Raw genomic sequence first — 20,548 nt, forward strand, 5'->3', positions numbered from 1 at the left:
CTCGTGAGAGCACGCGGATACCTGGCACGCGTCCTGGTGGCCCTGGTAGCGGTGGGGCTCCTGGTCGGTGCCGTGGTGGGCGCCCAGGCCGTCACCTCGACCAGCGGCAGCACCCGTCCCGTGGTGGAGGCGCTGGCCCCGGTGGCGGTGGACGGCAGCCTGAGCAGCGATCCCGCCTCGGTGCCCGTCAACGCCGACGCCCCGGCCACCGCGCCGCTGCCGCCGCAGAACGCCGCGCTGCCCGCCCCGGCCGCTGAGCCAGGCGCCCCGGTGGCCGACCCCGTGCCCAACCAGCCTGCGCCCAACCAGCCGGCGCCGGTCCAGCCGGTGCCCAACCAGCCCCGGCCCACGACGGCGGTGCCCGCCCCCCGGCCCGCCGCTCCGGAGCCGCAGGCCTCCACCGTGCCCGCGGGGCTCTCGCCCTACTCGGCCTGGGCCGCGGGCCTGGCCAGGCGCATCGACGTGCCGGCTCGCGCGCTGCAGGCCTACGGCAACGCCCAGAACGTGCTGGCCAAGGAGCAGCCGCGCTGCAAGCTCTCCTGGACCACGCTGGCCGGCATCGCCCGGGTGGAGAGCAACCACGGGCGCTACAACGGCCGTGTGTTGCAGGCTGACGGTCGCTCGTCCGTGCCGATCATCGGCATCCCCCTGGACGGCGGGCCCAACGTGCAGGCCATCCCGGACACCGACGGCGGGGCGCTCGACGCCGACACCACCTGGGACCGCGCGGTCGGCCCCTTCCAGTTCATCCCCACCACCTGGGCGCGCTGGAAGGCCGACGGCAACGGCGACCGGATCGCCGACCCGCAGAACATCGACGACGCGGCCGTGGCCGCCGGGCGCTACCTGTGCGTCGGCGGACGCAACCTCACCAACGGCGAGGACTGGTGGCGGGCCATCCTCAGCTACAACCTGTCCAACGCCTACGTGCAGGACGTGTTCACCGGCGCCGACAGCTACGCCCGCGCTGCGCTGGACTGATCGACGGCTGGTGCGCACCCGACGCTGACCGGCGGGACCCGCTCCCGCGTGCCGCGCTCGGGCGGGCCTGCGGGGCCGATACGCTGGGGGTCACTTTGCCGTCAATCGCGTTGAGGAGACACACCCGTGGCCGTCATTGAACAGGTCGGAGCGCGCGAGATCTTGGACTCGCGCGGCAACCCCACCGTGGAGGTGGAGGTGGCGCTGGACGATGGCACCTTCTCCCGCGCGGCCGTGCCCTCGGGCGCGTCCACCGGTGAGCACGAGGCGGTGGAGCTGCGCGACGGGGGCTCCCGCTACGGCGGCAAGGGTGTGCAGAAGGCCGTGCGCGCGGTCCTCGACGAGATCGGCCCGGAGCTGGTCGGCATCGAGGCCGTCGAGCAGCGCATCGTGGACCAGAAGCTGGTCGACCTGGACGGCACGCCGGACAAGTCCCGCCTCGGGGCCAACGCCCTGCTCGGCGTGTCCCTCGCCGTGGCCCGCGCCGCGGCCGACTCCTCCGGCCTGGACCTGTTCCGCTACGTCGGCGGCCCCAACGCCCACGTCCTGCCGGTGCCGATGATGAACATCCTCAACGGTGGCGCGCACGCCGACACCGGCGTGGACGTGCAGGAGTTCATGGTCGCGCCGATCGGTGCCGCCAGCTTCCGCGAGTCCCTGCGCTGGGGCACCGAGGTCTACCACGCGCTGAAGTCGGTGCTCAAGAGCAAGGGCATGTCCACCGGCCTGGGCGACGAGGGTGGCTTCGCCCCCAACGTCGCGGGTACCAAGGAGGCCCTCGAGGTCATCGCCGAGGCGGTCAGCGCGGCGGGCTTCACCCTGGGCACCGACGTGGCGCTCGCCCTGGACGTGGCCGCCACCGAGTTCCACTCCGCCGAGGGCTACGCCTTCGAGGGCCAGGTCCGCAGCGCCGAGCAGATGTCGGCCTTCTACGCCGACCTCGTCCGCGACTACCCGCTGGTCTCCATCGAGGACCCGCTGAGCGAGGACGACTGGGACGGCTGGGTCGCGCTCACCACCCAGCTGGGCGACCAGGTGCAGCTGGTCGGCGACGACCTGTTCGTCACCAACCCCGAGCGCCTGGAGGATGGCATCCTCAAGGGCGCCGCCAACGCGCTGCTGGTCAAGGTCAACCAGATCGGCACGCTCAGCGAGACCCTGGACGCGGTCACCATGGCGCACAGCTCGGGCTACCGCTGCATGATGAGCCACCGCTCCGGCGAGACCGAGGACACCACCATCGCCGACCTGGCCGTGGCCACCGGGTGTGGTCAGATCAAGACCGGCGCCCCCGCCCGCAGCGAGCGCGTGGCCAAGTACAACCAGCTGCTGCGCATCGAGGAGACCCTGGGCGACGCCGCCCGCTTCGCCGGCGACCTCGCCTTCCCGCGCTTCCGCATCGAGGGCTGACGTGGCGAGGGGCAGGGCGGGACGCACCTCGCGCACCAGCCGGACCAGCACCGACCGGGCGGCCGGCGCGCGGACGGGACTCGGCCTTCGGCTGAGCCTGTCCACCCGCAGGGCCGCGGTGCTGGCCCTGGTGGTGTGTGGTCTCGCCCTGACCCTCGCGGTGCCGCTGCGCACCTACGTCGGCCAGCGCCAGCAGCTGGCCGAGACGGTGGCCCAGCGGGAGGAGCTGCGCAACCAGGTCGCCGACCTGCAGCAGCAGCGGCTCCGGCTGGACGACCCGGCCTACGTGCAGTCGCAGGCCCGGGAGCGGCTGCGCTACGTCCGGCCGGGCGAGACGCCGTACCAGGTGCAGCTGCCCGGCGACGCCGAGCGTGCCGAGGCCGCGGAGAACCCGGTGAGCCCGCCCAGCACCGACTGGTACGCGGCGCTGTGGGCCTCGGTCAACCAGCCCGCGGGAGCACCGCGGTGACCAGCTTCCCCACAGGCGGCGAACCACCAGACAGCGACACGACCGGCAGCGACACGCCCGGCAGCGACACGCCCGGCAGCGACACAACTGACATCGAACCAGCAGAGGACGAGGCAGCAGACGTGGACCCGAGCAGCGTGAGCACCGCTGACCTGGAGGCGGTGCACGCCCAGCTCAAGCGCGAGCCGCGCGGCGTGCTGGCCATCGCCGCGCGGTGCCGCTGCGGCAAGCCCACCGTGGTCACCACGGCGCCGCGGCTGCCCGACGGCACGCCGTTTCCCACCCTGTACTACCTCACCTGCCCCCGGCTCAGCGCGGCCTGCAGCACGCTGGAGTCCGAGGGCGTCATGCGGGAGATGACCGAGCGGCTGGGGGAGGACCCCGAGCTGGCCGCGGCCTACCAGCGTGCCCACGACAGCTACCTGGCCGAGCGCGACGCCATCGAGCCGCTGGGCACGAAGGTGACCGCGGGCGGCATGCCGGACCGGGTGAAGTGCCTGCACGTGCTGGTGGCGCACTCGCTGGCCAAGGGGCCCGGCGTCAACCCGCTGGGTGACGAGGCGCTGGAGCGGATCGGCGAGTGGTGGCGCAAGGGACCGTGCGTGTGACGAGCACCGAGCGTGTGACGAGCACCGTGGGTGGGAGGAGAGCTCGGTGAGCAGGGTCGGAGCAATCGACTGCGGCACCAACTCCATCAGGCTCCTGGTGGCCGACGTGTCCCCCGGTGGTGACTTGCGGGACGTGCACCGCGACATGCGGGTGGTGCGCCTGGGTCAGGACGTCGACCGCACCGGTCGGCTGGCGCCGGAGGCGATCGAGCGCACCCGGGTGGCGCTGGTGGAGTACGCGGGCGTCATGGCGCGCAAGGGTGTGCAGCGGGTGCGCATGGTTGCCACCTCCGCCACCCGGGACGCGGCCAACCGGGAGGACTTCTTCGCCATGGTCCGCGGCGTGCTGGGCGTGGACGCCGAGGTGATCACCGGTGACGAGGAGGCCCGCCTGAGCTTCGCCGGGGCGGTGGGCGAGCTCGACCCGGACGAGGGCCCGTTCCTGGTGGTCGACCTCGGTGGTGGTTCCACCGAGCTGGTGCTGGGCGACGCCGACGGCGTGCAGGCGGCCTTCTCCACCAACATCGGCTGCGTCCGGCTCACCGAGCGCTGCCTGCCCGACGACCCACCCACGGCGGAGCAGGTCCACGCCGCCGAGCAGGTGGTCCGGGACGTGCTGGCGGAAGGCTTCGCCGCGGTGCCGGTGGCCAAGGCCCGCACGTGGGTGGGGGTGGCCGGCACCATGACCACCATCGCCGCGGTCAGCCACGAGCTGCCCACCTACGACCGCGACCTCATCCACCTCTCCCGCACCCCGCTGGAGCGGGTGCGCGAGGTGTGCACCGACCTGACCGCCCGCAGCAGCACCCAGCGGATGGAGCTGCCCCCCATGCACCCGGGCCGCGCGGACGTCATCGGTGGTGGCGCCATCATCACGCGGGTGCTCGCCGAGGAGCTGGCCGAGCGGGCGGGCATCACCGAGCTGGTGGTCAGCGAGCACGACATCCTGGACGGCATTGCGCTCTCCATCGCCTGAGCACCTGGCCCGGAGGTGCTCCGTCCGGCGCCGCCGTCGCTGACCTGCCTGCTCGGACCAGTGTGGACGGTGCGAGGATCTACGCGTGAGCAACGCGAAGCCCGCCCGGATCCTCATCGTCGGCGGCGGCTATGTCGGCATGTACACCGCGCTGCGCCTGCAGAAGAAGCTGCGTCGGTCCGAGGCCCAGATCACCGTGGTGGACCCGCAGCCGCACATGACCTACAAGCCGTTCCTGCCCGAGGCGGCGGCCGGCTCCATCGAGCCGCGCCACGTGGTGGTGCCGCTGCGCAAGGCGTTGCGCAAGTGCAAGGTGGTCACCGCGCGGGTGGACAAGGTCGACCACTCCCAGCGCACCGCCTGGGTCTCCACCCCGGAGGGCGACACCTCCACCATCGAGTACGACATCCTGGTGATGTCGCCGGGCTCCATCGCCCGCACGCTGCCCATCCCGGGTCTGGCTGAGCAGGGCATCTCCTTCCAGACCGTGGGCGAGGCCATCTACCTGCGCAACCACGTGCTGTCCCGGCTGGACACCGCTGCCACCACCACCGACCCAGTGGGCCGGCAGAAGCTGCTGACCTTCGTGGTCATCGGTGGCGGGTACGCCGGCATCGAGGCGCTGGCGGAGCTGGAGGACATGGCCCGCTACGCCCTGCGCTACCACCAGGAGATCAAGCCCTCGGAGATGCGCTGGGTGCTGGTGGAGGCCACCAACCGGGTGATGCCCGAGGTCAGCCCCAAGCTGGGCGTCTACACGGTGCAGCGGCTCACCGAGCGCGGCATCCAGGTGTACCTGGACACCCGGGTGGAGTCGATGGTCGACGGCAACGTGCGGCTGTCCGACGGCACCGAGTTCCCCACCGGCACCATCGTGTGGACCGCAGGGGTCAAGGCCAACCCGATGCTCGCCAAGACCGACCTGCCCCTGGACGAGCGTGGGCGGGTGCGCTGCACCACGGCGCTGCAGGTGGCCGGCCGCTCGGACGCCTACAGCGCCGGCGACTGCTCCGCGGTCCCCGACCTGTCCAAGCTCGAGCAGGACTCCGGCGCCACCTGCAGCCCGTCGGCGCAGCACGCCGTGCGCCAGGCCCGGGTGCTGGCGGACAACGTCGTCGCCGGGCTGCGCGGCAAGGACGCCACCCCCTACGAGCACAAGTACGTCGGGTCGGTGGCCAGCCTGGGCCTGTACAAGGGCGTCGCCGACGTCTACGGCATCAAGCTCAAGGGGGTGCCGGCCTGGTTCATGCACCGCACCTACCACCTCAGCCGGATGCCCACCTTCAACCGCAAGGTGCGGGTGCTCATCGACTGGACCGAGGCGCTGCTGCTGCGCCGCGAGGTGGTCGCGCTCGGCCAGATCCACGACCCCAAGGCCGAGTTCGACCGGGCCGCCGCCAGCTAGAGTTCCGCACGCACGCCGCGCGGGGCACCTCGCGCGGCGCTCGCCCCCGTGGCCCAACTGGCAGAGGCAGACCCCTTAAAAGGGTTACCGGTGTCGGTTCGACTCCGACCGGGGGCACCGAGGGCACGCGGTCGGCGCGTCATGCGCCTCGCCGCCCCGTCCCGCGCGGCTTGCGGGGCTTGGGCGGCGGCACGCGCGCCGCGGTCTCCGCGACCACGCCCTGCAGCCAGTCGTGGTCCTCGAGCAGCTCACGGGGGATGCGCCAGTACGGCTTGGACCCCGGGAACAGCTCACCCTTGAGGTCGTCGGTGAGGCGGTCGTCGACGAGCTCGGTGATCTTCAGGCTGAGCGTGTCGTCGGTGACGAACGCCGGGATCGTCCCGTTGAGGTACAGCGCGTGCCCCCCGAACAGGGGCCGGGTGGTCACCGGCAGCGGGGCGAGCTGGTCGAGGATGTGCTCGAGCAGCTCCGGATCCGTCGTCATGCACCGACGGTACAAAGGTCCACCGGCTCCTCGCCCGGTCAGCGTCCGATTTGTCTCGTCCGTGCCGGGAACCTTGTACCGTTGAGACGCGTTACTCCTGCAAACGGGCTGTTGCCCGTCGCTACTCATCCCGCAAGAAGGGAACACATCGTGCGCACCAGCAGCAACCCGGTATTCCGCACCCTGCCCAAGGACAGGAACGGGTACGCAACGTTCGGGTCCGGCGCGGCGCCCCAGACCGGCCAGGCCCCCTACGGCCAGGCGCCCTACGGCCAGCAGCAGCCCTACGGCCAGGCCCCGTACGGCCAGCAGCAGCCCCACGGCCAGGCCCCGTACGGCCAGCAGCAGCCGTACGGCCAGCCGCAGCCGGCGCAGCCGTTCTCCACCGAGCGGGCGATGACCATCGACGACGTCGTGGTGAAGACCGGCATGACCCTGGGCGTGCTCACCGTGGCCGGGATCATCTCCGCGCTGGTGTGTGCGGCCAACCCCGACCTGGTCACCCCGCTGGCCATCGGCGGCGTGGTGATCGCGCTGGTGCTCGTGCTGGTGGCCACCTTCGGCCGCAAGATGAACCCGGGCATCGTGCTGTCCTACGCCGCTGCGGAGGGTGTGGCCATCGGGGCCATCTCCTTCGTCTTCGCCGACCTCTTCGGCAGCGCCATCGTGGGGCAGGCGGTGATCGGCACCGTCGGTGTCTTCGCCGGCATGCTCATCGTCTACCGCACCGGGGCCATCCGCGTGACCCCCAAGCTCACCCGGATGATCGTGGGCGCCATGATCGGCATCCTGGTGCTCATGGTGGCCAACCTGGTGGGGTCGCTGTTCGGCCTGGAGATGGGCCTGCGCGACGGTGGGGCCCTGGCCATCGGCTTCAGCCTGATCTGCATCGCGGTCGCCGCGTTCAGCTTCCTGCTGGACTTCGACCAGGCCGACCAGCTCATCCGCGCGGGCGCGCCGGAGAAGGCCGCGTGGGGCGTGGCCCTGGGCCTGACCGTCACCCTGGTGTGGCTGTACCTGGAGATCCTGCGCCTGCTCAGCTACTTCCAGAACGACTAGCACCAACTCGCTCCCCCCGGAGCGACGAGAAGGGCCCGGCAGCAGCGCTGCCGGGCCCTTCTCGGTGTCTAGCGGGTGATCAGCTGAGGCGCTCGATCACCATGGCCATGCCCTGGCCGCCGCCGACGCACATGGTCTCCAGGCCGATGCTCTTGTCCCGGGAGGACAGGTTGTTGAGCAGCGTGGTGGTGATGCGCGCACCGGTCATGCCGAACGGGTGGCCGATGGCGATGGCGCCACCGGAGACGTTGAGCTTCTCCTCGTCCAGGCCCAGCTCACGAGCGGAGCCGATGACCTGCACCGCGAAGGCCTCGTTGATCTCGGCGAGGTCGATGTCGTCGATGCTCATGCCGGCCAGCTTCAGCGCCCGGCGGGTGGCCTCGATGGGGCCCAGGCCCATGATCTCCGGGGAGAGGCCGGAGACGCCGGTGGACACGATGCGCGCCAGCGGGGTCAGGCCGAGCTCCTTGGCCTTGGTGTCGCTCATGATCACCAGGGCGGCAGCACCGTCGTTGAGCGGGCAGGCGTTGCCGGCGGTGACCACGCCGTCCGGACGGAACACCGGCTTGAGCTGGGAGATCTTCTCGTAGGTGGTGCCGGCGCGGGGGCCGTCGTCCTTGCTGACCACGGTGCCGTCAGCCAGGGTCACCGGGGTGATCTCTCGCTCGAAGAAGCCGCTGTTGATGGCCTCCTCCGCACGGTTCTGGCTGCGCACGCCCCAGCGGTCCTGCTCCTCGCGGCTGATGCCGGTGTAGGAGGCGACGTTCTCCGCGGTCTGGCCCATGGAGATGTAGGCGTCCGGGATGAGGCCGTTCTCGCGGGGGTCCTGCCACGCCCCGGCGCCGCCCTCGGCGCTCTTGGCGGTGCGGGCCTCGGCGTCGGCGAACAGCGGGTTGTGGGTGTCCGGCCAGGAGTCGGCGTTGCCGCGGACGAAGCTGGACACGCTCTCGACGCCGGCGGAGATGAAGACGTCGCCCTCGCCGGCCTTGATGGCGTGCATCGCCATGCGGGTGGTCTGCAGCGAGGAGGAGCAGTACCGGTTCACCGTGGTGCCGGGCAGGCCGTCGTAGCCCAGCTGCATGGCGACCATGCGCGCCATGTTGAAGCCGGACTCACCCGCGGGCTGGCCACAGCCGAGCAGCAGGTCGTCGATCGTGGTGGGGTCGAGCTCAGGGACCTTGGCGAGGGCAGCGGCCACCATCTGCGTCGCAAGGTCGTCGGGACGAACACTGGCCAGCGATCCCTTGAACGCTCGCCCGATCGGGGAGCGTGCAGTGGAAACAATGACGGCCTCGGGCATGGGAGAACTCCTCTGTCGGCGTGTTGAGCTACCTGCCGAGAGGTTACTGGTCGGTGGGGAGCGCCTCGCCACGGCGCTGGACATCGGCCCTGCGCAACAGCTCTGTGGCCCACCGTCCCCCGGTCCGCGCCCGCTGGTCGAGGTTCTGGTTCAGCGCGGCGGTGAGCCGAGAGGTGGGGCGCCGCGCCTCGGCGGTGACCGAGCGGAGGGGGAGCTCGGCCAGCGGCGGCCCACCCCACAGGCCCAGCTCGGAGCACACCGCCGGCAGCATCAGGGTGGCCGCTGCCTCGTAGCCGGCCGCCGAGGGGTGGAACTGGTCGGCGGAGAAGAAGACCTCGGGGCGGGTGAGGAACTCGGGGGAGAGCAGGTCGGCCAGCGGCACGGCGCAGCCTCCGGCGGCGGTGATGGCCACGCTCTGCGCCTTGGCCAGCCGCAGGCTCCAGGAGCGCACCACGCTGCGCAGCGGCTGGGGGATGGGACGGACAGCGCCCAGGTCGGGGCAGGTGCCGGCGACGACGGCGGTGCCGTGCCCGCGCAGCCGGGCCACCGCCGCGCCGAGGCGGTCCGCCGAGGCCTGCACCGACTGCTTGGAGGTGACGTCGTTGGCGCCGATGAAGATGACCGCGGCGTCCGGGGCGCGGCCGCCCTGCTCGGACAGCGCCCGGGAGATCTGGTCGTCCAGGGTGGTGGAGTTGGCGCCGACCACGGCGTAGGTGTGCAGCCGCACCGGGCGACCGGTCTCGTCGGCGAGGCCGCGGGCCAGCCGCACGCCGGGGAGCTCGGCCGCGGTGGCGCACCCCAGGCCGGCGGCGGTGGAGTCCCCGAACAACCCGAGCGTCAGCACGTCCGTGCCCGGCCCGGCGTCCGGGTCGAGCACCGCGCCGCCGGGGCAGGGCTCGGTGGCCTGCGGCTGGTACACGCCGTCGGCGCGCGGGGCGAGGGAACGGGGTGGGCCGATCTTGCGGCGGGCGTGCTTGGACTGCTCGATCAGCAGGCGGTAGGCCGTGCCCGCGGAGGAAGCAGTGACCACCGCCGCGACGGAGATTCGTCGTGTCCGGGCCACGCTGCTCCCCTCTGTCGGCGGTCGTCTCGCGAGCACGGTATACCTCGGTGCCGGTCTGCAGACCCGGCCCACGGGGCGACCTGACACGATGGGGTCATGCGCATCGCCGAACACATCGTCGACCTCGTGGGCAACACCCCCCTCGTCCGGCTGACCTCCGTCACCGACGGCCTGGTGCCCCTGGTCGCCGCCAAGGTGGAGTACCTCAACCCTGGTGGCTCCGTGAAGGATCGGATCGCCGTCCGCATGGTGGACGCCGCCGAGGCCTCCGGCGCGCTCAAGCCCGGCGGCACCATCGTGGAGCCCACCTCGGGCAACACCGGGGTCGGCCTGGCCCTGGTCGCCCAGCGTCGCGGCTACCACTGCGTGTTCGTCTGCCCGGACAAGGTGGGCGAGGACAAGCAGAACGTGCTGCGGGCCTACGGCGCGGAGGTCGTGGTGTGCCCGACCGCGGTGCCCCCGGAGCACCCGGACAGCTACTACAGCGTCTCCGACCGGCTGGTTCGCGAGATCGACGGCGCCTGGAAGCCGGACCAGTACTCCAACGAGATGGGTCCGCTGAGCCACTACGAGACCACCGGTCCGGAGATCTGGAACGACACCGACGGCAAGGTCACCCACTTCGTCACCGGAGTGGGCACCGGCGGCACCATCACCGGGACCGGTCGCTACCTCAAGGAGGTCTCCGGCGGAAAGGTCCGCGTGATCGGCGCGGACCCGGAGGGCTCGGTGTACTCCGGCGGCTCGGGTCGGCCGTACCTGGTGGAGGGCGTGGGGGAGGACTTCTGGCCCAGCGCCTACGACCCGTCCATCCCCGACGAGATCATCGCGGTCAGCGACGCCGACTCCTTCGAGATGACGCGGCGGCTGGCCCGCGAGGAGGGGCTGCTCGTCGGCGGCTCCTGCGGCATGGCCGTGGTGGCGGCGCTGCGGGTGGCTGAGCGCGCCGGCCCGGACGACGTCATCGTGGTGCTGCTGCCCGACGGTGGGCGCGGCTACATGGGCAAGATCTTCAACGACGAGTGGATGTCCTCCTACGGCTTCCTGCGCAGCCCGCTGGACGGGCACACCGTGCAGACCCGGGTGGGCGACGTGCTGCGGGCCAAGTCCGGCGCGATGCCCGCGCTGGTGCACACGCACCCGCAGGAGACCGTGCGCGACGCCATCGAGATCCTCCGTGAGTACGGCGTCTCCCAGATGCCGGTGGTGGGCGCGGAGCCACCGGTGATGGTGGGCGAGGTGGCCGGCAGCGTCAGCGAGCGCGACCTGCTGGACGCGGTGTTCGCCGGTCGTGCGCACCTGGCTGACCCGGTGGCCAAGCACATGAGCCCCGCGCTGCCGCTGATCGGGGCGGGCGAGCCGGTCGCCGAGGCCACCGCGGCGCTGACGGAGACGGACGCGCTGATGGTCATCGACGACGGCAAGCCCGTCGGGGTGATCACCCGCCACGACCTGCTGGGGTTCCTCAGCGAGAAGCTCTGAGCGCCAGCCAGTCGGCTGCGGCGGTGCCGGGCGCGCACGAGCGGGGTTGCCGCGGCACGGGATTCGTGATCTCGGGGCACGGCGCCACGCCGGGACGCTCGGCACCGTGTGGCCTCTCGGCGGGTTAACGTACCGCGATCACTCGCGCGCGCTTGCCCACCAGAGGAGTCACATGAGCGACAAGTCCTACGGCCCCCCGTCGGAGCAGGACCCGACGTCGGGCTCCGGGGCGTACCAACAGGGCGGGCAGGGACAGCCCGCCTGGGACAAGAACGCCGGCCCCGGCCAGCAGGGCTGGGACCAGGGCGCCGGCTACGGCCAGCAGGCCTACCCGCCTGCGGGGTACGGCCAGCCGGGCTGGGACCAGAACGCCGCGTACGGCCAGCAGGCCTACCCGCCCGCGGGGTACGGCTACCCGGCGCCCAACCCCGACGCCTACGCGTCGTGGCCGCTCCGGGCGCAGGGGGCACTGGTCGACTACGTCGCGCCGGCGGCAGTCTTCTACCTGTTCTACGGGATCACCCTGGGTGGTATCGGCGGGGTCGTGGGCGCCATGCTCGCCCTGGTCGTGGTGCTCGCCTACGCCGGCTTCACCATCTGGAACCTGTTCATCCTCCAGGGCAGCACGGGCCAGAGCCTGGGCAAGCGCTGGGCCGGCACCCAGTTGGTCGACGAGCGCACCGGACGGCCGATCGGCGGCGGAATGGCCTTCGTCCGGCACCTGGCGCACTGCGTGGACTCACTGATCTGCTACGTCGGCTGGCTCTTCCCGCTGTGGGACGACAAGCGGCAGACGCTGGCCGACAAGATGGTGCACACCATCGTGCTGCCGGTGGCCCCGACCAACCCGGGCCAGGGCTACGGCCAGCAGGGCTATGGCCAGCAGGGCTATGGCCAGCAGGGCTATGGCCAGCCGGGTCAGACCGGCCAGGGCTGGTAGCCCTGCGCGGCCAGCGCGTCGATCCGGGCCCGGTCCACCACCAGCCCCGCGGTCACCGCGTCGAACACCGCGCTGGCCGTGCGTGATCCCCACACGGAGCGGGTGCCCCCGAACACCTCGGGCGCACCCGCTCCGTCGTGCTCGGGGGCCGGCGGGTGCGGGGCTGGTGGACACAGTGCTGGCGGCGGACACAGGGCGGTGACGGTGTCGGTGGCGGTGCCGGTGCCGGCCACCCCGAAGGTGAGCATGGCCTGCGTCTTGGCCTCGGTGACGGTGCCCACCAGGTTCACCAGCGCCGCGTCGGTGAGCGCCACGGGCAGCTGCACCACCACGTTGATGGTGCCCGGCCGGTAGGGCACCGCCGCGGCGCCCGCGGCCGCCCAGGTGGGGGCGCCCACCCCGGTGGTGGCGGTGACCACCACCCCGTCCTGCTCCACGGTGACGGCGGCGCGCACGTCCACCGCGGTGAGCAGCCCGACGCCGGGCCCGCCGAGCCCGAGGTGCTCGGCGATCTCGCGCAGGTGCGCCTCCGGGTCGGTGCGGCCGTAGTCGGCGGGCACGGTCGCGTTGACCACCCAGCCGCGGAGCCCGACGCCACCGCCCAGCGGGGCCGAGGAGATGGCCCGCCACGGTGTGGGGCTCACCCACAGCTGCAGCGGGTGGCCGTCGTGGACGTGGTTCGTGGGGTGCACCGACTCATTGTGTCGGCCAGGCACGTCGGCGCTGTGCCCGGCTCGGGGTGCCCCGCGCCCGCCACTAGGCTCGGGCGCATGACCCACGACTCGTCGCACAGTGCCGGCAGCAACCTCGCCGGTCCCGGATTCGCCACCCGCGCCATCCACGCGGGGCAGGAGCCGGACCCCACCACCGGTGCGGTGATCGTGCCGATCTACGCCACCTCCACCTACGCCCAGGACGGGGTGGGTGGGCTGCGCGGCGGCTACGAGTACTCCCGCACCGGCAACCCCACCCGGGCGGCGCTGCAGACCGCGCTGGCGGCGCTGGAGGGTGGCGCGCACGGGCTGGCCTTCGCCTCGGGCATGGCCGCCAGCGACACCGCGCTGCGCGCCATCCTGCGTCCGGGCGACCACCTGGTGATCCCCAACGACGCCTACGGCGGCACCTTCCGGCTGATCGACAAGGTGCTCAGCGAGTGGGGCATCGAGCACACCCCGGTGTCCATGAGCGACGTGGACGCGGTGCGGGCGGCGCTGCGTCCCAACACCAAGCTGCTCTGGGTGGAGACGCCCACCAACCCGCTGCTGAACATCGCCGACATCACCGCGCTGTCGGAGGTGGCCCACGACGCCGGGGTGACGGTGCTGGTGGACAACACCTTCGCCTCCCCGTACCTGCAGACGCCGCTGGCGCTGGGCGCCGACGTGGTGCTGCACTCCACCACCAAGTACCTGGGTGGGCACTCCGACGTGGTGGGCGGGGCGCTGGTCACCAACGACGCCGAGCTGGCCGCGGCGTTCGCCTTCCTGCAGAACGGGGCGGGCGCCGTGCCGGGACCGTTCGACTCCTGGCTGGTGATGCGCGGGGCCAAGACCCTGGCGCTGCGGATGGAGAAGCACAGCGACAACGCCGAGCGCGTGGTGGAGATGCTCAGCGCCAGTCCGGCGGTCGCCAGCGTGCTCTACCCGGGCCTGCCCGAGCACCCTGGGCACGCGGTGGCCGCCAAGCAGATGCGCCGCTTCGGCGGGATGGTGTCGCTGCGCCTGGCCGGGGGCCGCGAGGCGGCGCTGGCGCTGTGCGCGCGGACCCGGTTGTTCACCCTGGCTGAGAGCCTGGGCGGGATCGAGTCGCTGATCGAGCACCCCGGCGCGATGACCCACGCGAGCACGGTGGGCTCGGCGCTGGAGGTGCCCAACGACCTGGTGCGGCTGTCGGTCGGCATCGAGGACGTCGCCGACCTGCTGGCGGACCTGGAGCAGGCCCTGCCGACGAGCTAGGGGCGGTTGCCCTGGCCGTCCGGCACGGCCGCCGGCGTGGTCGGGGCGCCGGGGACCACCAGGTCACCGGCGGCGACGCAGCCGCCCACCAGCTCCACGCCGCCGTCGGCGCGGGTCTGCAGGTGGGCGGGGGTGTCGCAGCCGGCCTGGGTGACGGTGAACAGCGCGCCGCCGATCAGGCTCGCGCTCGCCGCGACGGTGCAGAGCAGGCCGAGCAGGGAGGTGCGGTGTGCCCTCATCGGCCGGACCTCCTCGTTCGTGCGGCTGGGACGGGACTCGCGGACGAGCGAACCCCGGTGGCGCTCTGCCCTTGACGCTACCCACACCGGGTGCGGAGAGCGGGGAGGACCACCGGGGCAGGCGCGTCAGGCCTGGTAGGGCTCCGCGCTGGTGAGCGTGACCTTCATCGTGCCGCCGCTGGGCAGCGGGTACTCGCGGCTCTCGCCGACCTTGGCGTCCAGCAGGGCCCTGCCCAGCGGAGAGCTGGGCGAGTAGACCTCGAGGCGGCCGTGGCTGCCCTCCTCGCGGGTGGCGATGAGGAACGTCTCGGTGTCGGACTCGTCACCGTCGTAGTACACCTTCACGACCGAGCCGGGCAGGGCCACTCCGGAGGTGGTGGGGGCCTCGCCGACGTGGGCGTTGTTGAGCAGCTCCTGGAGCTGGCGGATGCGCCGCTCCTGCTGGCCCTGCTCCTCGCGCGCCGCGTGGTAGCCGCCGTTCTCCTTGAGGTCGCCCTCCTCGCGGCGGGCGTTGATCTCCTCGGCGATGACGGGACGGTTGGCGATGAGGTTGTCCAGCTCGGCCTTGAGCCGGTCGTGGGACTCCTGCGTCAGCCAGGTCACCTGGGTGTCGGTCATCGTGTCCACTCCCTCGTTGCGGGTCGACTACCTACGGTGGGCACCCGCTCAATACGACGAAACACGGCCCCGTGCGGGACCGTGCCATGAGCCAAGGCTAGCAGTCTTCCGCCGTCGGCGCCCGTCTCCGCGGCGGGCGCCGACGGCGTCAGCGTCGGCGCGTCAGGGGGTGAGCAGGTAGCTGGGGACGTCGTAGCCGCAGCCGAACACGTCTGCCACCACAGGCTTCTCGGAGGCGCGGATGACAGCGTCGTACTGGGCGATGTCGGTGTCGCTGGGCGGGATGAAGACCTCTCGGCGACCCGTCTCGGAGTGGTCGGTGGTCAGCGCACGCACGACGCAGACCGCCGGCTTGGCCGGGTCGTCGCGGGTGACGGTGAAGGTGACGCTGATGGAGGAGTCGTCGAGCGTCTGGTAGCCGGTGCTCTCGCTGGAGATGGGGCTGGAGCCGAAGTTCCGGTAGAGCAGCAGGGCGATCAGGGCGCCGAAGACGAGGGCGGCCACGACGGCCAGGGCCGCGGTGAGCCGGGGTGAGCGGTGTCGCTTCGTGCCCGTTGAGTACCGGCCGGCTGGCAGGGTGGTGGCCATGGGGTGCGACTCCTGGAGGTGCCGACGCGCAGCAGTGCGGTCAGATGGGATCATGGGTCTCTAGTGCGACATCTGTGTCGCACCACCCCAGGTTACGACCAGGCCGATGTACGAGGTGAGGACGCCGGTGAGTGGACTACGGCTGATGGCGGTGCACGCGCACCCCGACGACGAGGCCAGCAAGGGCGCGGCCACGACGGCGCGCTACGTGGCCGAGGGGCACGAGGTGATGGTGGTGACCCTCACCGGTGGGGAGCGCGGCAGCATCCTCAACCCGGCGATGGACACCCCCGGGGTGCACGAGCGGATCCACGAGATCCGCCGCGACGAGATGGCCGAGGCAGCCAAGATCCTTGGCGTGCAGCACCGCTGGCTGGGCTTCGTGGACTCGGGGCTGCCCGAGGGCGACCCGCTGCCGCCGCTGCCGGAGGGCTGCTTCGCCCTGGTGCCGCTGGAGGAGCCCACCGAGCGGCTGGTGCGGCTCATCCGCGAGTTCCGCCCGCACGTCCTCACCACCTACGACGAGCACGGCGGGTACCCGCACCCCGACCACATCCGCTGCCACGACGTGACCATGGCCGCGTTCGAGGCCGCCGGCGACCCGGACCGTTTTCCGGACGCGGGCGAGCCCTGGCAGCCACTGAAGGTCTACTACTCGCACGGCTTCAGCCGCCAGCGCCTGCAGCTGTTCCACGACGCCCTGGTGGCCAAGGGGATGGACTCGCCCTTCGCCGAGTGGCTGGCGCAGTGGGACCCCTCTCGCGGGGACGTGATGCAGCGGGTGACCACCCAGGTGGAGTGCGCCGACTACTTCGAGGTGCGCGACGCCGCGCTCAAGGCGCACGCCACCCAGATCGACCCCAACGGACGCTTCTTCGCCATCCCGGTGGAGATGCAGCGCGAGCTGTGGCCCACCGAGGAGTGGGAGCTGGCGCGCTCGCTGGTCGACACCGACACCCCTGAGGACGACCTCTTCGCGGGGATTCAGGAGACAGTTCAGGCATGACGGGCACACTCTCCCTGCTGGCCACCGAGGTCCTGCTGGGCCAGGGGCCGACCCCCACGCCGACGCCCAACCCCAACCCGAACTCCACGGGTGCGGAGTTCGGCAAGGCGGCACCGGCGGGCCTGGTGCTGGTGCTGCTGCTGCTCGTCGGGCTGATCCTGCTGATCCGGTCGATGAACCGGCACATGCGCAAGCTGCCCACCGAGTTCGACCAGGCCAAGGCCGACGCGGAGTCCGGCCCGGCCGGCCCCGCGGGCTCCACCAGCTAGCGGGGCAGTGATTCTCACCCTGGGGCCCGCCACCCTGGGGTCCTTCGCCCAGGGGCCCGCCACCCTCGTCGAGGTCGGTCCCGGCCTGGTCGTGGCCATGGTCGTGCTCACCGCGGCCGCTGCGGCGGTCGCCGTGGCGGGCCGCGTGGGAGTCGGGCGCGAGGTGGTCGTGGCGGTGCTGCGCGCCGTGGTCCAGCTGGCCGCCGTCTCGCTGGTGATCGCCGCCATCGTCGGCTCGCTGGCCGCCACCGTGGCGTTCGTCGCGCTGATGGCGGTGGTGGCCAGCGGCACGGCCGCCCGACGGATGCGCACCGGGCGCAACGGCTGGTGGGCGGCGCTGCCGGTGCTGGCGGGCACCACCCCAGTGGTGCTCGGCCTGGTGCTCGCCGGCCTGCTGCCCACCACCGGGCTCGCGCTCATCCCGGTGGCGGGCATCCTCGTCGGCGGTGCGATGACCGCCACGGCGCTAGCCGGACGCCGCGCGCTGGACGAGCTGGCCCAGCGGCACGGGGAGCTGGAGGCGGGCCTGGCCATCGGGCTGCCCACCCGCGAGGCTGCCCTGCTGGTGTGCCGGCCGGCCGCGGGCCAGGCCCTGGTGCCGGCGCTGGACCAGACCCGCACCGTGGGGCTGGTGACCCTGCCGGGCGCGTTCGTGGGGATGCTGCTGGGCGGGGCGAGCCCGGCAGCTGCCGGGGCCGTGCAGCTGTTCGTGCTGGTGGCGCTGCTGGCGGTGGAGACCGTGGCGGTGGTGCTGGTGGTGGAGCTGGTCGCCCGCGGGACGGTGCGGCCGGTCCGCTAGCCCTGCTGCTCCTTGACCGAGGAGGCGTAGGCGTCGACGTACTCCTGGCCGGAGAGCTTGGCGATCTCGGTCATGATCTGGTCCACGATGGCGCGCTCGGCCCAGCGGTCGCCGGCCAGGCCGTCGTAGCGGGAGAACTCCAGCGGCTTGCCGAAGTGGATCTCGATGCGGTGCGGGCGCCACATCTTCGAGCCCACCGGGTTCAGCTTGTCGGTGCCGATCACCGCCACCGGCAGCACCGGGGCGCCGGTGGCCAGGGCCACCTTGGCCACGCCGGTGCGGCCCTTGTACAGCCGGCCGTCGGGGGAGCGGGTGCCCTCCGGGTAGATGCCGAAGGCCATGCCTCGCTCGACGTGCTCGATCACCACGTCCACCGACGCCGAGGCGGCGCTGGCGTCGTCGCGCTGCACCGGGACCATGCCGATGGCGCCGAAGAAGATGGCCCGGGCCCGGCCCACCAGGCCAGTGCCGGTGAGGTACTCCGCCTTGCCCAGGAAGATCACCCGCCGCGGCATCACCAGGGGCACGACGAAGGAGTCGGCCACGGCGAGGTGGTTGCCGGCCACGATCACGCCACCGGTCTTGGGGATGTTCTCCCTGCCGGTCACCCGGGGGCGGCTGAGCAGCATCATGAACGGACCCGGGCACACATGCTTGAAGAGGAAGTAGAGCACCTGGTGAACCTACCGTCAGTGCGGGGCGCGGGGCAGCGACACCCGGAAGGTGGCCCCTGCGCCAGGAGCGCTGTCCACCCGCACGGTGCCCCGGTGGGCGGACACCAGCGCCGCCACGATGGACAGGCCCAGCCCGGTGCCGCCGCTGGCTCGGGTGCGGGAGGAGTCGGCGCGGTAGAAGCGCTCGAAGACTCGCTCGGCCGCCTCCGCGGTGAGGCCGGGACCGGTGTCGCTGACCTCCAGCACGCTGTGCTCGGCGTCGGTGCCCACCCGCACGGTCACCGCGGCCTCCGGCGGGGTGTGCACCAGGGCGTTGGTCACCAGGTTGCCCAGCACCTGGCGCAGTCGGCCTTCGTCGCCGAGAACCTCGGGCGTGCCTGGCCCGTCCACCACCTCCAGGCGGATGCTGCGCCGGGGGGCGACGGCCTGGGCGGCGTGCACCGCGTCGCTGGCCACGGCGAGCAGGTCCACCGGCTCCCGCTCCAGCGGGCGCTGGGAGTCCAGGCGGGCCAGCAGCAGCAGGTCCTCCACCAGCAGCCCCATCCGGGCTGACTCGTCCTCGATGCGCGACATCAGCCGCTGCACCGCCGCCGGGTCGGTGGCCGCCCCCTGCCGGTAGAGCTCGGCGAAGCCGCGGATGGTGGTCAGCGGGGTGCGCAGCTCGTGGCTGGCGTCGCCGACGAAGCGCCGCATCCGCTGCTCCGAGCTCTGCGCGGCCTGTGCCGAGGCCGCGGCGGAGTCGAAGGCGGACTGAATCTGGCTGAGCATGCCGTTGAGCGCCACCGACAGCCGGCCCACCTCGGTGCGCTGGCCGAGGTCGGGCACCCGCCGGTCGAGCTCACCGGTGGCGATGGCCGCAGCGGTCTCCTCCACCTCCACCAGCGGGCGCAGGCTGCGCCGGACGACGAGGTAGCCGAGCACGGCCAGCAGCAGCAGCACGACCAGCCCGATGGCGGTCTGCAGCAGCACCAGCCGGTGCACCGTGGAGCTGACGTCGGCCAGGCTGGTGGCCGCCACGACGCTCGCCGCGCTGCCGTCGGTGAGCACCACCGGCTCGGCCACCACCCGCCACTGCGGTCCGCCGGCGGTGGAGGTCACGGTGACCGGGCCGTGCGCGGTGCTGTCCGGGCGGATCGAGGTCAGGTCGGGGGCCGTGGCCAGGCCGGGATCGTCGATCACCTGCAGGGTGGTGCCGTCCGCGGCCACCAGGGCCACGTAGTAGCGGGCCGGCGGCCGTGGGGCGCCCGGGTCGTTGAGCGGGGCGACCGGTGCGCTCATCCGGTGCAGGAACGCCCCGGCGTCCTGGCCCAGCTGGGCGTCGGTGCGCTGCACCAGGAAGTCCTTGAGGTAGGTGGTGGTGGCCACCCCCGAGGCGAGCAGGCCCAGGGTGACCAGGGCCAGCAGCGCCGCCACCAGGGTGACCCGCAGCGGCACCCCGCGGGCCGGCCCGGCCCGCCGGGGCAGCGTCACCGGCGGGGTTGCCGCAGCACGTAGCCGACGCCCCGGAGGGTGTGGATGAGGCGCGGCTCGGTGGTGTCCACCTTGCGCCGCAGGTAGGAGACGTAGGACTCGACCACGTTCATCTCGCCGCCGAAGTCGTAGTTCCACACGTGGTCGAGGATGCGCGGCTTGCTCAGCACGGTGCCGGCGTTGGCCATCAGGTAGCGCAACAGCTTGAACTCGGTCGGCGAGAGGGTGACCGGCTCGCCGGCCTTCCACACCTCGCGGGTGTCGTCGTCCAGGGTGAGGTCGGCGAAGGTCATCCGCGAGGAGCTGGCCAGCCCCTCCAGCGTCCCGGTGCGGCGCAGCACCGCCCGGATGCGGGCCACCACCTCCTCCAGGCTGAACGGCTTGGTCACGTAGTCGTCGCCGCCCAGCGTGAGCCCGGTGATCTTGTCCGCCACCGCGTCCCGGGCGGTGAGGAACAGCGCGGGGCACTGGGTGCCGTCCGCCCGCAGCCGGCGCAGCACCCCGAAGCCGTCCATCCCCGGCATCATCACGTCCAGCACCACCAGGTCCGGGCGGAAGGTCCTGGCGACGTCCAGGGCGCGCATGCCGTCAGCCGCGGTGGCCACCTCGAAGCCGACGAACCGCAGGCTGGTGCTGAGCAGCTCCACGATGTTGGGCTCGTCGTCGACCACCAGGATCTTGGCCTCGGGCACCGTCGGGACCCGTGCCCCCGCGGACCGCGCTGCGTGCTGCATGGGGTCAGTGTCGCGCGTG

Annotated in this window: 23 protein-coding genes and 1 tRNA gene; 14 read left to right on the forward strand and 10 right to left on the reverse strand. The window is 72.5% G+C overall.

Annotated features, from left to right (window positions below; all coding sequences use genetic code 11):
• Window positions 1-3 precede the first annotated feature (3 nt).
• The 7 genes from AC3YO9_RS14795 to AC3YO9_RS14825 all read left to right on the forward strand — a co-directional run bounded on the left by AC3YO9_RS14795 (window position 4) and on the right by AC3YO9_RS14825 (window position 5,966).
• Window positions 4-981 carry a lytic transglycosylase domain-containing protein gene (locus tag AC3YO9_RS14795; protein ID WP_489983715.1) on the forward strand — a complete coding sequence of 326 codons (978 nt, stop codon included), beginning with the start codon at window positions 4-6 and terminating at the stop codon, window positions 979-981.
• Between the two features lie 126 nt (window positions 982-1,107).
• The gene (gene eno, locus AC3YO9_RS14800) at window positions 1,108-2,391 is read left to right on the forward strand and encodes a phosphopyruvate hydratase (protein ID WP_489983716.1); all 1,284 of its coding nucleotides are present in this window, start codon (window positions 1,108-1,110) and stop codon (window positions 2,389-2,391) included.
• 1 nt (window position 2,392) lies between these two features.
• Window positions 2,393-2,860 carry an FtsB family cell division protein gene (locus tag AC3YO9_RS14805; RefSeq protein ID WP_489983717.1) on the forward strand — a complete coding sequence of 156 codons (468 nt, stop codon included), beginning with the start codon at window positions 2,393-2,395 and terminating at the stop codon, window positions 2,858-2,860.
• Between the two features lie 137 nt (window positions 2,861-2,997).
• On the forward strand, window positions 2,998-3,468 hold the full coding sequence (locus AC3YO9_RS14810; RefSeq protein ID WP_241249710.1) for a DUF501 domain-containing protein: 471 nt from the start codon (window positions 2,998-3,000) through the stop codon (window positions 3,466-3,468).
• 46 nt (window positions 3,469-3,514) lie between these two features.
• Window positions 3,515-4,444 (forward strand): Ppx/GppA phosphatase family protein, encoded by a 930-nt coding sequence (locus AC3YO9_RS14815; RefSeq protein ID WP_127782172.1) that lies wholly within the window; start codon window positions 3,515-3,517, stop codon window positions 4,442-4,444.
• A gap of 85 nt (window positions 4,445-4,529) precedes the next feature.
• Window positions 4,530-5,849, forward strand: coding sequence for an NAD(P)/FAD-dependent oxidoreductase (locus tag AC3YO9_RS14820; RefSeq protein WP_241249712.1), 1,320 nt, complete (start codon window positions 4,530-4,532; stop codon window positions 5,847-5,849).
• 42 nt (window positions 5,850-5,891) lie between these two features.
• Window positions 5,892-5,966: transfer RNA gene (locus tag AC3YO9_RS14825), tRNA-Leu, on the forward strand.
• Window positions 5,967-5,988: 22 nt separating this feature from the next.
• On the opposite strand, the gene AC3YO9_RS14830 is transcribed toward AC3YO9_RS14825, so the two are convergent.
• Window positions 5,989-6,333 carry a TfoX/Sxy family protein gene (locus AC3YO9_RS14830; RefSeq protein ID WP_164860573.1) on the reverse strand — a complete coding sequence of 115 codons (345 nt, stop codon included), beginning with the start codon at window positions 6,331-6,333 and terminating at the stop codon, window positions 5,989-5,991.
• Between the two features lie 150 nt (window positions 6,334-6,483).
• Between AC3YO9_RS14830 and AC3YO9_RS14835 the strand changes: the two genes are divergently transcribed.
• Window positions 6,484-7,392 carry a Bax inhibitor-1/YccA family protein gene (locus AC3YO9_RS14835; RefSeq protein WP_489983718.1) on the forward strand — a complete coding sequence of 303 codons (909 nt, stop codon included), beginning with the start codon at window positions 6,484-6,486 and terminating at the stop codon, window positions 7,390-7,392.
• A 79-nt stretch (window positions 7,393-7,471) separates the two neighbouring features.
• On the opposite strand, the gene AC3YO9_RS14840 is transcribed toward AC3YO9_RS14835, so the two are convergent.
• Entirely contained in the window at window positions 7,472-8,692 is a 1,221-nt protein-coding gene (locus tag AC3YO9_RS14840; protein WP_127782175.1) for an acetyl-CoA C-acetyltransferase, read from the reverse strand.
• Window positions 8,693-8,735: 43 nt separating this feature from the next.
• Window positions 8,736-9,722, reverse strand: a complete 987-nt coding sequence (locus tag AC3YO9_RS14845; protein ID WP_241249727.1) for an SGNH/GDSL hydrolase family protein — start codon at window positions 9,720-9,722, stop codon at window positions 8,736-8,738.
• A 129-nt stretch (window positions 9,723-9,851) separates the two neighbouring features.
• Here AC3YO9_RS14845 and AC3YO9_RS14850 point away from each other — a divergent pair, with 129 nt between their 5' ends.
• Window positions 9,852-11,237, forward strand: a complete 1,386-nt coding sequence (locus tag AC3YO9_RS14850; protein WP_127782177.1) for a cystathionine beta-synthase — start codon at window positions 9,852-9,854, stop codon at window positions 11,235-11,237.
• A 172-nt stretch (window positions 11,238-11,409) separates the two neighbouring features.
• The gene (locus AC3YO9_RS14855) at window positions 11,410-12,177 is read left to right on the forward strand and encodes an RDD family protein (RefSeq protein WP_489983719.1); all 768 of its coding nucleotides are present in this window, start codon (window positions 11,410-11,412) and stop codon (window positions 12,175-12,177) included.
• Here AC3YO9_RS14855 and AC3YO9_RS14860 read toward each other — a convergent pair.
• On the reverse strand, window positions 12,156-12,869 hold the full coding sequence (locus AC3YO9_RS14860) for an adenosylcobinamide amidohydrolase (RefSeq protein ID WP_489983720.1): 714 nt from the start codon (window positions 12,867-12,869) through the stop codon (window positions 12,156-12,158). The two genes, AC3YO9_RS14855 and AC3YO9_RS14860, sit on opposite strands and share 22 nt — an antisense overlap.
• Window positions 12,870-12,947: 78 nt before the next feature.
• Here AC3YO9_RS14860 and AC3YO9_RS14865 point away from each other — a divergent pair, with 78 nt between their 5' ends.
• A complete protein-coding gene (locus AC3YO9_RS14865; RefSeq protein ID WP_489983721.1) occupies window positions 12,948-14,132 on the forward strand; it encodes a cystathionine gamma-synthase in 1,185 nt (394 codons plus the stop codon).
• On the opposite strand, the gene AC3YO9_RS14870 is transcribed toward AC3YO9_RS14865, so the two are convergent.
• The 3 genes from AC3YO9_RS14870 to AC3YO9_RS14880 form a co-directional block, all read right to left on the reverse strand.
• Window positions 14,129-14,371: a hypothetical protein gene (locus AC3YO9_RS14870; protein WP_489983722.1), complete on the reverse strand. Its 243-nt coding sequence runs from the start codon at window positions 14,369-14,371 to the stop codon at window positions 14,129-14,131. The genes AC3YO9_RS14865 and AC3YO9_RS14870 overlap by 4 nt on opposite strands.
• A gap of 126 nt (window positions 14,372-14,497) precedes the next feature.
• The gene (greA, locus tag AC3YO9_RS14875) at window positions 14,498-14,989 is read right to left on the reverse strand and encodes a transcription elongation factor GreA (RefSeq protein WP_489983723.1); all 492 of its coding nucleotides are present in this window, start codon (window positions 14,987-14,989) and stop codon (window positions 14,498-14,500) included.
• A gap of 162 nt (window positions 14,990-15,151) precedes the next feature.
• Complete coding sequence (locus AC3YO9_RS14880; RefSeq protein WP_489983724.1) at window positions 15,152-15,577, reverse strand: DUF4307 domain-containing protein; 426 nt, start codon at window positions 15,575-15,577, stop codon at window positions 15,152-15,154.
• Window positions 15,578-15,704: 127 nt separating this feature from the next.
• On the opposite strand from AC3YO9_RS14880, the gene mca reads away from it, so the two are divergent.
• The 3 genes from mca to AC3YO9_RS14895 all read left to right on the forward strand — a co-directional run bounded on the left by mca (window position 15,705) and on the right by AC3YO9_RS14895 (window position 17,651).
• Window positions 15,705-16,583 carry a mycothiol conjugate amidase Mca gene (gene mca / locus AC3YO9_RS14885; protein ID WP_489983725.1) on the forward strand — a complete coding sequence of 293 codons (879 nt, stop codon included), beginning with the start codon at window positions 15,705-15,707 and terminating at the stop codon, window positions 16,581-16,583.
• A complete protein-coding gene (locus AC3YO9_RS14890; RefSeq protein ID WP_164860575.1) occupies window positions 16,580-16,852 on the forward strand; it encodes a hypothetical protein in 273 nt (90 codons plus the stop codon). The genes mca and AC3YO9_RS14890 overlap by 4 nt, the downstream gene beginning before the upstream one ends.
• A 97-nt stretch (window positions 16,853-16,949) precedes the next feature.
• Window positions 16,950-17,651 (forward strand): ABC transporter permease, encoded by a 702-nt coding sequence (locus tag AC3YO9_RS14895; protein WP_489984072.1) that lies wholly within the window; start codon window positions 16,950-16,952, stop codon window positions 17,649-17,651.
• Here AC3YO9_RS14895 and AC3YO9_RS14900 read toward each other — a convergent pair.
• Genes AC3YO9_RS14900 through AC3YO9_RS14910 form a run of 3 tightly spaced genes read right to left on the reverse strand, consistent with a single transcriptional unit; the run spans window position 17,648 to window position 20,529 of the window.
• Window positions 17,648-18,325 (reverse strand): lysophospholipid acyltransferase family protein, encoded by a 678-nt coding sequence (locus AC3YO9_RS14900; protein WP_489983726.1) that lies wholly within the window; start codon window positions 18,323-18,325, stop codon window positions 17,648-17,650. The genes AC3YO9_RS14895 and AC3YO9_RS14900 overlap by 4 nt on opposite strands.
• A 15-nt stretch (window positions 18,326-18,340) precedes the next feature.
• Window positions 18,341-19,795 carry a HAMP domain-containing sensor histidine kinase gene (locus tag AC3YO9_RS14905; protein ID WP_489983727.1) on the reverse strand — a complete coding sequence of 485 codons (1,455 nt, stop codon included), beginning with the start codon at window positions 19,793-19,795 and terminating at the stop codon, window positions 18,341-18,343.
• Entirely contained in the window at window positions 19,792-20,529 is a 738-nt protein-coding gene (locus AC3YO9_RS14910; RefSeq protein WP_127782186.1) for a response regulator transcription factor, read from the reverse strand. Before AC3YO9_RS14910 ends, AC3YO9_RS14905 begins: the two co-directional genes overlap by 4 nt.
• Window positions 20,530-20,548: the final 19 nt, after the last annotated feature.

The sequence above is a fragment of the Rhodococcus sp. Z6_132 genome, assembly GCF_058133635.1.